Source organism: Xanthomonas sp. F14, from assembly GCF_014199865.1.
Genome location: NZ_JACHOM010000003.1, coordinates 607,833 through 620,674, shown reverse-complemented (window position 1 = coordinate 620,674; position 12,842 = coordinate 607,833). Strand labels below are relative to the sequence as shown.

The 12,842-nt window shown below is 67.7% G+C and carries 8 protein-coding genes and 1 other RNA gene; 8 read left to right on the top strand and 1 reads right to left on the bottom strand.

From position 1 onward, the window contains the following. The 6 genes from treZ (at position 1) to GGR73_RS14010 (ending at position 9,427) form a co-directional block, all read left to right on the top strand. Entirely contained in the window at positions 1-1,758 is a 1,758-nt protein-coding gene (treZ, locus tag GGR73_RS14035; protein WP_184457435.1) for a malto-oligosyltrehalose trehalohydrolase, read from the top strand. Continuing rightward, on the top strand, positions 1,755-3,704 hold the full coding sequence (malQ, locus tag GGR73_RS14030) for a 4-alpha-glucanotransferase (protein ID WP_184457433.1): 1,950 nt from the start codon (positions 1,755-1,757) through the stop codon (positions 3,702-3,704). Before treZ ends, malQ begins: the two co-directional genes overlap by 4 nt. Beyond that, entirely contained in the window at positions 3,701-6,304 is a 2,604-nt protein-coding gene (gene treY, locus GGR73_RS14025; protein WP_184457430.1) for a malto-oligosyltrehalose synthase, read from the top strand. The genes malQ and treY overlap by 4 nt, the downstream gene beginning before the upstream one ends. Positions 6,305-6,317: 13 nt before the next feature. Beyond that, positions 6,318-6,491: a DUF2934 domain-containing protein gene (locus GGR73_RS14020; RefSeq protein WP_005993048.1), complete on the top strand. Its 174-nt coding sequence runs from the start codon at positions 6,318-6,320 to the stop codon at positions 6,489-6,491. 124 nt (positions 6,492-6,615) lie between these two features. Then, on the top strand, positions 6,616-8,778 hold the full coding sequence (gene glgX, locus GGR73_RS14015; protein WP_184432348.1) for a glycogen debranching protein GlgX: 2,163 nt from the start codon (positions 6,616-6,618) through the stop codon (positions 8,776-8,778). Positions 8,779-8,794: 16 nt separating this feature from the next. Further along, on the top strand, positions 8,795-9,427 hold the full coding sequence (locus GGR73_RS14010) for an NAD(P)H-binding protein (protein ID WP_054592631.1): 633 nt from the start codon (positions 8,795-8,797) through the stop codon (positions 9,425-9,427). A 579-nt stretch (positions 9,428-10,006) separates the two neighbouring features. On the opposite strand, the gene GGR73_RS14005 is transcribed toward GGR73_RS14010, so the two are convergent. Then, positions 10,007-10,783: an SDR family NAD(P)-dependent oxidoreductase gene (locus GGR73_RS14005; RefSeq protein WP_065033033.1), complete on the bottom strand. Its 777-nt coding sequence runs from the start codon at positions 10,781-10,783 to the stop codon at positions 10,007-10,009. A 213-nt stretch (positions 10,784-10,996) separates the two neighbouring features. On the opposite strand from GGR73_RS14005, the gene GGR73_RS14000 reads away from it, so the two are divergent. Continuing rightward, a non-coding RNA gene (locus GGR73_RS14000) (sX9 sRNA) lies at positions 10,997-11,073 on the top strand. 243 nt (positions 11,074-11,316) lie between these two features. After that, positions 11,317-12,726 carry an FAD/NAD(P)-binding protein gene (locus tag GGR73_RS13995; protein ID WP_184457428.1) on the top strand — a complete coding sequence of 470 codons (1,410 nt, stop codon included), beginning with the start codon at positions 11,317-11,319 and terminating at the stop codon, positions 12,724-12,726. Positions 12,727-12,842 lie beyond the last annotated feature (116 nt).

Genomic DNA, 12,842 nt, shown 5'->3' with positions numbered 1-12,842 from the left:
ATGAACGAGCGCAACGACACCACGCCGGCATGGGGTGCATGGCCAGCGGGTGAGGGACAGGTGCGCTTCGCGCTCTGGGCACCGGATGCCAAAAGCGTGGAAGTGGTCTTCGACGACGGCGCGCGCATCGCGTTGCAGGCCGCGCAGGATGGCTTCTTCAGCGCGGTGATCGAATGCGCGGCGGATGCGCGCTATCGCTACAGCGTCGATGGCGGCGAACCGGTGCCGGATCCGGCCTCGCGCTGGCAGCCCGAGGGCGTGCACGGCCCCAGCGCCGTGCAGCGCAGCGATGGCTACGCCTGGCAGAACACCCAGTGGCAGGGACGGCCGTGGGGCGAGGCGGTGATCTACGAACTGCACGTCGGCACCTGCGGCGGCTATGCCGGTGTGCAGGCGCAACTGCCGCAGCTGGCGGCGATGGGCATCACCGCGATCGAGCTGATGCCGCTGAGCGCATTTCCGGGCGCGCACAACTGGGGCTACGACGGCGTGCTGCCGTACGCGCCGGTGGAAGCCTATGGCACGCCGGACCAATTGAAGGCGCTGATCGACGCCGCGCACGGACACGGCCTGGTGGTGTTGCTGGACGTGGTCTATAACCACTTCGGCCCGGACGGCAATTATCTGCACAGCTATGCCGCGCCGTTCTTCAACGAGGACAAGCCCACCCCGTGGGGCGCGGCGATCGATTTCCGCAAGCCGCAGGTGCAGCGTTACTTTCTCGACAATGCGCTGATGTGGCTGCACGAATACGGCTTCGACGGCCTGCGCCTGGATGCGGTGCATGCGATCACCCCGAACGCCTTCCTGGATACCTTGCGGCAGACCGTGCAGGCCAGCCTGCCGGCCGGCCGCCATGTGCATCTTGTGCTGGAAAACGAGGCCAATCAGTCGTCGCAGCTGCAACGCGGCTACACCGCGCAGTGGGACGACGATTTCCACAACGCCCTGCATGTGCTGCTGACCGGCGAAGAGGAAGGCTATTACGCCGCATTCGCCGACAAGCCCACCGAACACCTGGCGCGCGTGCTGGGCGAAGGTTTCGCCTACCAGGGCGAGCCGGACCCGCGCGGGCATGTGCGTGGCGAGCCCAGTGGGGCGCTGCCGCCGCACAAGTTCGTGGTCTTTGCGCAGAACCACGACCAGATCGGCAACCGTGCGCGCGGCGAGCGGCTGAGCGTGCTGGTGTCGCCGCAACGCCTGCGTGCTGCGCTGGCGCTGACCACGCTGACGCCGATGATTCCGTTGTTCTTCATGGGCGAGCCGTGGGGCGCCACGCAGCCGTTCCTGTTCTTCACCGACTTCGGCCCGCCGCTGGACGATGCAGTGCGCGAAGGGCGCCGTCGCGAGTTTGCGCACTTCGCCGCATTCGCCGACGAAGCGCAGCGCGCCACCATTCCCGATCCAAACAGCCACGACACCTTCGCCGCCTCGCGTTCGCCGATCGAAGACGCCGCGCAGGGCGAAGGCGTGCAGTGGACAGCCTGGTTCAAGGCGCTGCTGGGCGTGCGTCGCCAGTGGCTGGTACCGGGGCTTGCACAGGCGCGCGCGGTGGGCGCCAGCGTGCTGGCCGATGGCGCAGTGACCGCCAGCTGGGAACTGCCCGACGGGCTGTGGCATATCGCCTTCAACGTCGGTGCCTCGGCGGTGCCGATGCCGCCGCTGCGCGGCCGCGTGGCGCATGTCGAAAACGTCGCCGCCGACGCGCAGCAGTTGCCGGTCGATGGCTTCATCGCCTGGCACGAGGCGCGCGCATGAGTACCCGTGATCCGAGCAGGAGCGATCTGCATGCGCTGGCCGGCGCGGCCGGGGTGATGGTGGACTGGGTGGATGCCAGCGACCAGCCACGGCAGGTGTCCGACCAATCGCTGCATGCGGTGCTCACCGCGCTGGAACTGCCTGCCGGCACTGCTGCGCAGCGCGAAGACAGCCTGCGTCGCTGCAAGGCGCACGCCACCGAGCCGGCGCCGCTGCTGACCGTGCAGGTGGCCGGGTTGCTGCCGGTGTCGGTCGCCGCCAATGCCACCGGCCGTTGGCTGGACGACAGCGGCACCAGCGAGCCGGCGCATGCCGATGCGCAGGGGCAGGTGCGTGCGCCGCAGCGTTTTGGCTACTGGACGCTGCAGATCGGCAGCCTGACCCAGCAGGTTGCGGTCGCCCCGCAACGCTGCTTCAGCGTGGCCGATGCCTGTGGCCTGCCGGCACCGCGTGCCTGGGGCATGGCGCTGCAGGTGTATTCGGCACGCAGCATCGACGACGCCGGCATCGGCGACGCATCCGGCACGGTGGAATGGGTGCGGCATGCCGCACTGGCCGGCGCCGATGCCCTGGCCCTGAGCCCGGTGCATGCCGCGCGCCCGGTCACCGGCGGCTACAGCCCGTATTCGCCCAGCGACCGGCGTTTTCTCGATCCCCTGCATGCCGCACCGGTGCGCGTATTGGGCGAGCTCGCACTGGCGGCGATCAACGAGGTGCCCGGCCTGCGCGAGCGCTTCGATACGCTGCACCACAGCGCCCTGATCGACTGGCCGGCCTCGGCGCAGGCCAAGTGGCAGCTGCTGCGTCATCTCTACACCCGCGTGCCCGCCGATCACCCCGATCTGGCTGCCTTCCGCAGCGAGGGGGGCGAGGCGCTGGAGGGCTTTGCACGGTTTGCCGCGCAGGATTTCGGCGACGGCGATCCGCAGCTGCACGTGTTCACGCAATGGCTGGCGGCGCGCAGCTGGTCCGATGCGCAACGCGAGGCGCACGAGCGCGGCATGAAGATCGGTTTGATCGCCGATCTGGCCGTGGGCTTCGATCCCAATGGCGCCGAAGCCGCGGCAGCCGCCGACACCGTGCTGCGCGGCCTGGTGCTGGGCGCGCCGCCGGACGCCTTCAATGCCGACGGCCAGCACTGGGGCATCGGTGCGTATTCGCCCACCGCATTGCGGCGTAGCGGCTATGCGCCGTATATCGCGCTGCTGCGCGCAGTGCTGCGCGACCGCGGCGGCATCCGCATCGACCATATCCTGGGGTTGTTGCGGCTGTGGGTGGTGCCGGAAGGTGCCAGCTCCAACGAAGGCGCGTATCTGGCCTATCCACTGCACGATCTGCTCAACCTGCTCGCGCTGGAATCGTGGCGGCACCGGGCGATCGTGATCGGCGAAGACCTCGGCGTGGTGCCGCCGGGCATCCGCGAGGAACTGTCCCGGCGCGGGGTGATGGGCATCGATGTGCTGATGTTCACCCGCGACGACGATGGCGCCTTCGTCTCGCCGGCGCTGTGGCGGCCGGATGCGGTGGCCACCACCACCACGCACGATCTGCCCACCCTGACCGGCTGGCGCGAAGGCCGCGATATCGACTGGCGACGCAAGCTGGAACTGATCCAGCCCGCGCAGGCCAGCGATGACGCCACCGCGCGCAGCAAGGATCTGGCACGCCTGGATGCGGCGGTCGAACACGCCGGCCTGACCGCGGCGGACGACCCGCTGCTGGGCGCGCTGCGCTTCACCGCCACCAGCGTCTCGCCCCTGGCCTTGCTGCCGGTGGAAGACGCGCTGGCGCTGGAAGAACAACCCAATCTGCCGGGCACCGTCGAGGTCCATCCCAATTGGCGTCGACGCCTGCCCGATCCCTTGCCGCATGCGCGCCTGAGTACGGCGCTGCAGGGCTTTGCCGAGGCGCGTCGCGTCGCGGCTGTTTCGGAACCGCATCCATGATCGAGCTTCGCGCCACCGCCCGCCTGCAGCTGCATGTCGGCTTCACCCTGCACGATGCGCTCGCGCAGGTGCCGTATTACGCCGGCCTCGGCATCAGCCATCTATACCTGTCGCCGATCGGCACTGCGGTGCCGGGCTCGACGCACGGCTACGACAATATCGACCCGACCGTGGTCAATCCCGAACTCGGCGGCGAAGAGGCGCTGATCGCCCTGTCGCAGGCCGCGCGCGAGCACGGCATGGGCCTGATCGCCGACATTGTGCCCAACCACATGGCCACGCATGCGGACAACGCATGGTGGTGGGATGTGCTGCGCAATGGCCGCAGCGCCAAGCATGCCGACTGGTTCGACATTGACTGGCGCGCGCCCGGGCGCGACGGCAAGTTGTGGCTGGCGGTGCTGGACCGCCCGTATGCCACCGCACTGGCCGAAGGCCTGATCACGCTGGTGGTGGAGGACGACGGCAGCGCGGCACTGGCGCATTACGACCAGCGTTACCCGATCCGTCCGCAGACGCTGGAGGTGCCGGAAAAGGCCGCCCGCGCGCAATGGCTGCGCGACTACAACGACGGCGCCAAGCGTGGCGATGGCCGTCTGCACAAGCTGATCGAGCGCCAGCCGTACCGCCTGAACTGGTGGCGCGTGGGCAACGACATGCTCAACTACCGTCGCTTCTTCGATATCACCTCGTTGGTGGCGTTGCGCGTGGAGCTGCCGGCGGTGTTCGACGCGGTGCATGCGCTGCCGCTGCGGCTGGTGGCCGAAGGCCATCTGGATGGCTTGCGCATCGACCATGTGGACGGGCTCACCGACCCCACCGGCTATGTGCGCAAGCTGCGCAGCCGGCTGGATGCGGCCGGCCGCACGCGTGGCCTCAAGCCCGGCACGCTGGGGTTGTATCTGGAAAAGATCCTGGCGCCCGGCGAAGCCTTGCCGGCCGACTGGCCCTGCGATGGCACCACCGGCTACGACTTCATGGACCAGGTCGGCGGCGTGCTGCATGACCCGGCCGGCTTCAAGCCATTGGCGCGTGCCTGGCAAAAGGTGAGCGGGCGCAGTGGCGATTTCGCACAGGAAGAGCGCAGCGCACGCGACGAGATCCTGCGCGGCCCGCTGCAGACCGAATTCAATCGCGCCGTCGGTGCGTTGTCGGCACTGGCGCGACTGGACCCGCCCACGCGCGAGTTCAGCCCGCAGATGCTGGCGCGCGGCCTGTGCGTGTTGCTGCGCTGGTTTCCGGTGTACCGCACCTACGCCGGTGCCAAGGGCGTGACCGGCAGCGAAGCCGAGCGCCTGCGCGCCACCGCCGCGCGTGCGCGCGAGGGCATGCCGGAGTCGATCGTTGCGGCGGTCGACGCGATCGAGCGCTGGCTGCTCGACGATGCCGGTGCCGACCGCGCGCAGGTCGCCTTGCGGCGCATCCTGCGGCGTCGCGTGGAGCAGTTGTCCGCACCGCTCAATGCCAAGTCGGTGGAAGACACCGCGTTCTACCGGCATGGCGTGCTGCTGTCGCGCAACGAGGTCGGCAGCCATCCGACCCACTTCGCCAACGACGCGGCCGAGTTCCACGCGCAGAATCTCGAACGCGCCAAGCACTTCCCGCGCGCGTTGCTGGCCACCGCCACGCACGACCACAAGCGCGGCGAAGACCTGCGCATGCGGCTGGCGGTGCTCTCCGAGCAACCGCGCTGGTGGATCGAGCAGAGCAGCCAGTTCGATGCCTTGACCGAGACGCTGGACTCGCCGGCCTTGGCCGGTGGCGACCAGCAGATGCTCTGGCAGACCCTGGTGGCCGCCTGGCCGATCGGCCTGGGCGCCGACCAGACCGAACCGCTGGCCGAGTACGCCGAGCGCATTGCGCAGTGGCTGCTCAAGGCGGTGCGCGAAGCCAAGCTGCACACCAGCTGGACCGATGGCTCGCCGGCCTACGAGCAGGCCGTGCAGGCCACCGTGGAGCAGGTGCTGTGCAGCCGCGCCGGGTTGCCGCTGCGGCGGGCGCTGCTGCGCGCCAGCAACCACATCGCCGCCGCCGGTGCGCGCAACGCGCTGGTGCAGACCACGTTGCGCCTGACCGTGCCGGGCGTGCCCGACCTGTACCAGGGCACCGAAGGCTGGGATCTGTCGCTGGTGGACCCGGACAACCGCCGCCCGGTCGACTACGCGCAGCGCCAGCAGTGGCTGGCGCAGGCGCGCGACTGGAACACGCTGCTGCGCAGCTGGCGCGATGGCGCGGTCAAGGCACGTCTCACCGCACTGCTGTTGCAGCTGCGTGCCGACCATCCGTCGCTGTTTGCGAAGGGCGATTATCAGCCCTTGACCGTGGCGGTCAGCGGCGATGCGCAGGTGCTGGCGTTCCGCCGCCAGTACCGCGGCCAGTCGCTGGTGGTGGCAGTGACGCGGCTGGGTGCCGGCAACCAGGGCGATGGCGACCTGCCGCTGCTGGTGCCGCCGGCCAACTGGGGTCAGGCGTCGTTGGCATTGCCGCCCGCCACGTATCGTAATGTGCTCGATGGCAGCACGCTGCAGCCGCAAGGCGGCCGCGTGGCGATATCCACGCTGTTTGCACGTGCGCCAGTGGCAGTGTTGTCGACCCCCTAAGAGAACGTAAGCAATGAACGACACGGAACGGCAAGCGCGGCTTCGCCAGTTGGCACAGGAGATCTGGGAGGCCGAAGGCCGCCCGGACGGCCACGCAGATCGGCATTGGGCCATGGCCGAGCGGCTGGTGGACGCCGAAGAGCGCGCCGCCGAACAGGCCGGCCCGCCGGTGACTGCACGCCAGTAACGGTGCCTCTGTCACCTTGCATGGTTCACCCTGCAGGCTGTGCCGTGCCAGGGTGAGCGTGCCCAGGCACGCAGGCACCCGCATTCGCTCAGCGTTTTGAGTTCACCGTTCTCAGGAGTTACCGATGGCCACCCGCAAGTTCACTCAGCGCTCGCGCATTCGCGAAGGCCGTCCCAACCCGCTCGGCGCCACCTGGGATGGCCTGGGGGTCAACTTCGCGCTGTACTCGCGCAACGCCACCCGGGTGGAACTGTGCCTGTTCGACGAGCGTGGCCGTGAGCAGGAGCGCCTGGCGCTGCCCGAATACACCGACGAGGTCTGGCACGGCTATCTGCCCGACGCACGCCCCGGCCAGCTATACGGCTACCGCGTGCATGGACCTTATGCGCCCGAGGCCGGGCATCGCTTCAACCACAACAAGCTGCTGCTGGACCCGTATGCCAAGCAGATCGTCGGCGAGCTCAAATGGGCGCCGCATCTGTTCGGCTACACCATCGGCCACCGCGACAAGGATCTGAGCTTCGACCGTCGCGATAGTGCCGCGTTCATGCCCAAATCGGCGGTGATCGACCCGGCTTTCACCTGGGGCCAGGACCGCCCGCCGCAGACGCCGTGGAACCGTACGGTGATCTACGAAGCGCACGTGCGCGGGCTGAGCATGCTGCATCCGGCAGTGCCGCCGGAAAATCGCGGCACCTTCTCGGCCCTGAAGACCGATGAGCTGATCGACCACATCAGCTCGCTCGGCGTCACCGCGGTGGAGCTGCTCCCGGTTCACGCCTTCGTCGACGACCAGTACCTGCTGGAAAAAGGCCTGCGCAATTACTGGGGCTACAACACGCTGGGGTTCTTCGCGCCGCAGGCGCGCTACATGTCCACGCGCACCGTGGCCGAGTTCAAGCAGATGGTGGCGCGCCTGCATCATGCGGGGCTGGAAGTGCTGCTGGACGTGGTCTACAACCACACTGCCGAAGGCAACGAGCTGGGGCCGACGCTGTCGTTCAAGGGCATCGACAATGCCAGCTACTACCGCCTGGCCGACGATCGCCGCTTCTACATCAACGACACCGGCACCGGCAACACCTTCGACCTGACCAACGTCGGCGCGTTGCGCATGGTGATGGACTCGCTGCGCTATTGGGTGCAGGAAATGCATGTCGACGGCTTCCGCTTCGACCTGGCCAGCATCCTCGGCCGCGAGCGCTATGGCTTCGATCCGTCGGGCAGCTTTCTCGATGCGGTGCGCCAGGACCCGGTACTGAGCCAGACCAAGCTGATCGCCGAGCCGTGGGATATCGGCCCGGGCGGTTACCAGGTCGGCAACTTCCCGCCGGGCTGGGTGGAATGGAACGACAAGTTCCGCGACAACGTGCGCGCGTTCTGGCGTGGCGACGGTGGTCAGCTGGCCGAACTGGCCACGCGCCTGACCGGCTCGGCCGACCTGTTCAACCATAGCGGCCGCCGCCCCACTGCGTCGGTCAACTTCGTCACCGCGCATGACGGCTTCACCCTGCGCGATCTGGTCAGCTACGAAGGCAAGCACAACTTCGCCAACGGGGAAGAGGGCAGGGACGGCAGCGACCACAATATCTCGGCCAATTACGGCGTCGAAGGCGACACCAACGACCCGGGCATCAAGCAGCTGCGCCGCCAACAGATGCGCAACCTGCTGGCCACGTTGTTGCTGTCGCAGGGCACGCCGATGCTGCTGGCCGGTGACGAGTTCGGCCACAGCCAGAACGGCAACAACAACGCGTATTGCCAGGACAACGAACTGACCTGGATCGACTGGACTGCCGCAACCAAGGCCGCCGCCGCCGATCAGGCTGCGTTCGTGCGGCGGTTGATCCGCATCCGCCAGCGTTACCCGCTGCTGCATCGCGCCCGCTTCTTCGATGGCAAGTTCGACGAAGCGCTGGGCCTGAAGGATCTCACCTGGCTGGCACCGGACGGCCACGAGATGGACGAAGCCGGCTGGCACGACCCGGAAGCGCGCGCGCTGATGCTGCGCCTGGATGGCCGCTCGCCGACCACCGGCTTGCGCGAGATCGCCTCCAACGTGACCTTGCTAATGCTGATCAATGCGGCCTCCACCAGCGTGTCGTTCACGCTGCCGGCGATGCACGACGAACATTGGCGCGTGCTGGTCGACACCGCACGCCATGGCGGCCGCGTGGTGGCCGGCGGCAGCGAATGGAAGGCGCCGGCGCACTCGTTGACCTTGCTGGCAGTGGAGCGCGATCGCATCGCCAGCAGCGCACGCATCGTCTCCGAGGGCGCACGCTGATGGCAGGGGCGGTCTGATGGACGTGCTGCTGGCAGGGGCCACCGGTCTGGTCGGCGGACATGTTTTGCAACAGCTGCTGGCCGACGCGCGCTGTACCGGCGTGGTGGCGATCACGCGCCGGCCGCTGTCGCAGATCCATCCCAAGCTGCGCAACCAGGTGATCGATTTCGAGCGCCTGGACCACTGGACCGCGCCGCGCATGGAAGCGGCCATCTGCGCCCTGGGCAGCACGATGAAACAGGCCGGCTCGCGCGAGGCGTTCTACCGCATCGATCACGACTACCCGATGGCGCTGGCACGCGCCGCCTGCGCGCAGGGCACCTCGGTGTTCGTGCTGAATTCGGCGGCCGGTGCCGACGCGCACTCGCGCATCTTCTACAACCGCGTCAAGGGCGAACTGGAACGCGACCTGCGCGCGGTCGGCTTCCCCTCGCTCACCTTCGTGCGCCCGGGCCTGATCGGCGGCGAACGCGAGCAGCGGCGCACCGGCGAACACATCGGCAGCCTCGTGCTGGGCGCGCTCGGCCCACTGCTACCACGCCGCTTCCGCATCAACCCGGCCGAACGCATCGCCGCCGCCATGGTGAGCGCCGCGCTGGCACCAGCGCGTGGCGAGCACAGCGTCGAGGCGGCGGAGTTGGCTGGCTAAAGCCGCCTCGCCGCCTCGCCGCGAGGCAGTCGAACAAAGATGAGACGCCGCCGTATCGTAGGAGCGTGCCTGCGCGCGACGGGGCGTTACCGATAAAGCCTCGTCGCGCGCGGGCACGCTCCTACAGGTTCGCGTGCAGCCGATTGCCGTCTTCGTAAGCATAAATACCGTGCGCACTCCCAACTACTGTCCATCATCCAGCAGCACCCGCCCGACATCGGGAAGGTGTCGCGGATAAAGGAACCGGTCGCCGGCTGTTCGTAGGAGCGTGCCTGCGCGCGACGGGGCGTTACCGATAGAGCCTCGTCGCGCGCAGGCACGCTCCTACAGGTCCACGCGCAGCGGACCGGCATCTCCGCCAGCACAAATCCCCGCTCACACCCCCAACGACTGCCCACCATCCATTAGCACCCGCCCGTCGTCGCGAGGGTGTCGCAGATGGAGGAACTGCTTGTCTGCTGTTCGTAGGAGCGTGCCTGCGCGCGACGAGGCATTACCGATAAAGCTTCATCGCGCGCAGGCACGCTCCTACAGAGTCACGCGCAGCGGATCGGCATCTTCGCCAGCACAAATCCCCGCTCACACCCCCAACGACTGCCCGCCATCCACCGCCAGTACTTGCCCGGTGATCCAGCGTGCTTGCGGCGATGCGAGAAACAACGCCGCATCGGCGATGTGCTGCACTTGACCGAATCCGCCGAACGGGATGCTGTCGCGGATGCGGGCATACAGCTCCGGTTCTTGATCGCGGCGGCGGGCCCATAGCCCGTCCGGAAACTCGATAGAGCCTGGAGCGATTGCGTTGACGCGGATACGCTCGCGTGCGAGCTCGGCGGCCAGCGTGGTGGTGTAGTAATTGAGCGCCGCCTTGGCGGTGGAATAGGCGATCGCACGTGGTGTGGGACGTTGCGCATTGATCGAGCTGATATTCAGGATCACTGCCGCATCGCTGTTGCGCAGATGCGGCAGTGCGGCGCGATTGCAGCGCACTGCGGCCATCAGATCCACGTCCAGGCCGGCTTGCCAGCTCGCATCGTCGTTGCCGTGTCCATAACCGGAGGCATTGTTGATCACCACGTCCAGCCCATCCAGCGCCTGTGCTGCGGCCTGCACATAGGCCTCGATTTGCGCAGCATCCGACAGGTCGCAGGCGAAGGTGTGTACCGGGGCTCCATGAGGCGCCAACGCGTGGGCGGCCTGTGCCAGGCCATCGGCATTGCGTGCGCATAGCGAGACCTGCGCGCCGTTGCGCACGAACGCTTCGGCAATCGCCAGGCCGATGCCACGGCTGCCGCCTGCGATCAGCACGCGTTGATTGCGCGGCGAGATTTGCGTGGGTGCTGCGGAAATGGACATGGCGGACACTCGATCGGAAACCGACATTATCGAGCAGCCCGGTCATGACGCGGTGCTCGGTACCGTTACAGTGTTGAACGCAGCGTCGCAATGTCTGCTGTCCATTCCACTACTTCCACCGCTTCTGCCAACGACGCGCCGGCCACCGCGTAGCGGGGCTTGCGATCTACTGCACTCATCCCCAGGCGCGCGCGGGCGGTGCTCGGAATTGCCATGTGCCACTCGTACACCCAGGTGTTGAGCGCGCCGTCCACACGCCCCGAGCGATTGTTCGCTACGTGTTGTCAGCCACCCCAAATCGCGGTGCGCAGCGCTGCGCTGCGAGCCAGGTTGGGAGCCATGCACCGGCACCTGGCTGCGGTCGCGTGCGCTGTCATCTTTGTGCAATGCCATGCGCAGGCCGCTTGCCACACAAGCCTCATCACCAAGCATGATCAGCTCATGCGTTTTCGGTTGCTCGCCGCTAACCATTTGTTTACACGTTTGCGCCGCGCTGCGGGCACAACGTGCGGGTCATTCAGTGGGAGTTGCACATGGAAACCCATATCACCGTCATCGGGGCCGGCTTCTGCGGCACCGCGCTGGTCCGTGCACTGGCGCAGACGGCCGATGCGCAGGTGCGTATCACCCTGGTCGGCGTGACCGAGACCTTCGGCAGCGGCATCGCCTATGGTGCCGCCCGGCCGGAGCACCTGCTCAACGTACGCGCCAAGTACCTGGGCATCGACGCGCAGGCGCCAGGCGCCTTCGCCGACACCCTGCATCTGGGCGACAGCGGGCGACTGGAATTCCTGCCGCGCCTTGCCTATGGCGATTATCTGCGCAGCGAGCTGGATACCGCGGTCAGTGGCGCGCAAGCGTCGATCGTGCGGCTGTCGCAGGAAGCGGTGGCGGTGGAGCGTGCGCGCAAGGGCTTTCGCGTGTTCCTGGCCAATGGCGATGCCTTTCATAGCGATCGGGTGGTGCTGGCGGTGGGCGCACTGCAGCCGCAGGCGCTGGCCGGGATCGGCCCGCGCCTGAGCGTGCATCCGCGCTATATCGGCTGGCCGTGGCAGGGCGATGCCCTGGCGCGCTTGTCGCCGGACGACGATGTGCTGATCGTCGGCACCGGGCTGACCATGGTGGACGTGGCATTGACCCTGCACACGCGCGGGCATCGCGGCCGCCTGCTGGCGATCTCGCGACGCGGCCTGGCGCCGCAGGCGCATCTGCGCCAGCCGGGCGCGGCGCTGGAGTTGCCGCCGCATTTGCAGCGTGCACTCAAGGATGCCGACCTGCGTGGCCTGCTGCGCGGCGTACGGCAACTGAGTGCAGTGGTCGACGACTGGCGACGCGTGGTGGATGCCTTGCGCCCGCATCTGCAACCGCTGTGGCAGCGGCTGGAATTGCCGCAGCGTGCGCGTTTCCTGCGCCATCTGCGCCCGTATTGGGAGGTGGCGCGGCACCGCGTTGCGCCGGGCGCAGCGGAACAACTGGCGCAATTGCAGCAATCGGGGCAACTGCAGATCGTCGCAGCGCGCCTGCTGCGTGCGCGTTGGGTGCCCGATGGCGTGGAAGCGGTGATTCGCCCGCGTGGATCGGCCGACGCGCAGACCGATCATTACGATGCGGTGATCCGTGCAACCGGGTTGGATACCGATATCGACCGCACCAGCGACCCGCTGATCGCCGGCATGCGCGAAGCCGGCCTGTTGCGTGCCGATCCGCTGGGCCTGGGCGTGGATACCGATGCACAACTGCGCGTGCGCGATGGCGCCGGGCAGATCGTGCCGGGACTGTATTGCGTGGGCCCGCTGCTGCGCGGGCGCTATTGGGAAATCACCGCCGTGCCGGAGCTGCGCGTGGCTACGCGCGCCCTGGCAGAACGTCTGTTGCTGGGTGCAATGCCGGCGTTACAGCCGGAGCCGGAACAGGTGCCGCGCGAGGTCAATGCGCGTTTGTAGTGGGGTGGATTTGCATTGCAGCTTCTTGATGGTTGTATCAAGTTGAAGCTGTGACGAGTGCAAGTTTGAGCCTTCTTTCATCGAGAGAGTGCCTCATCACCCGGCGTCTTGAACCC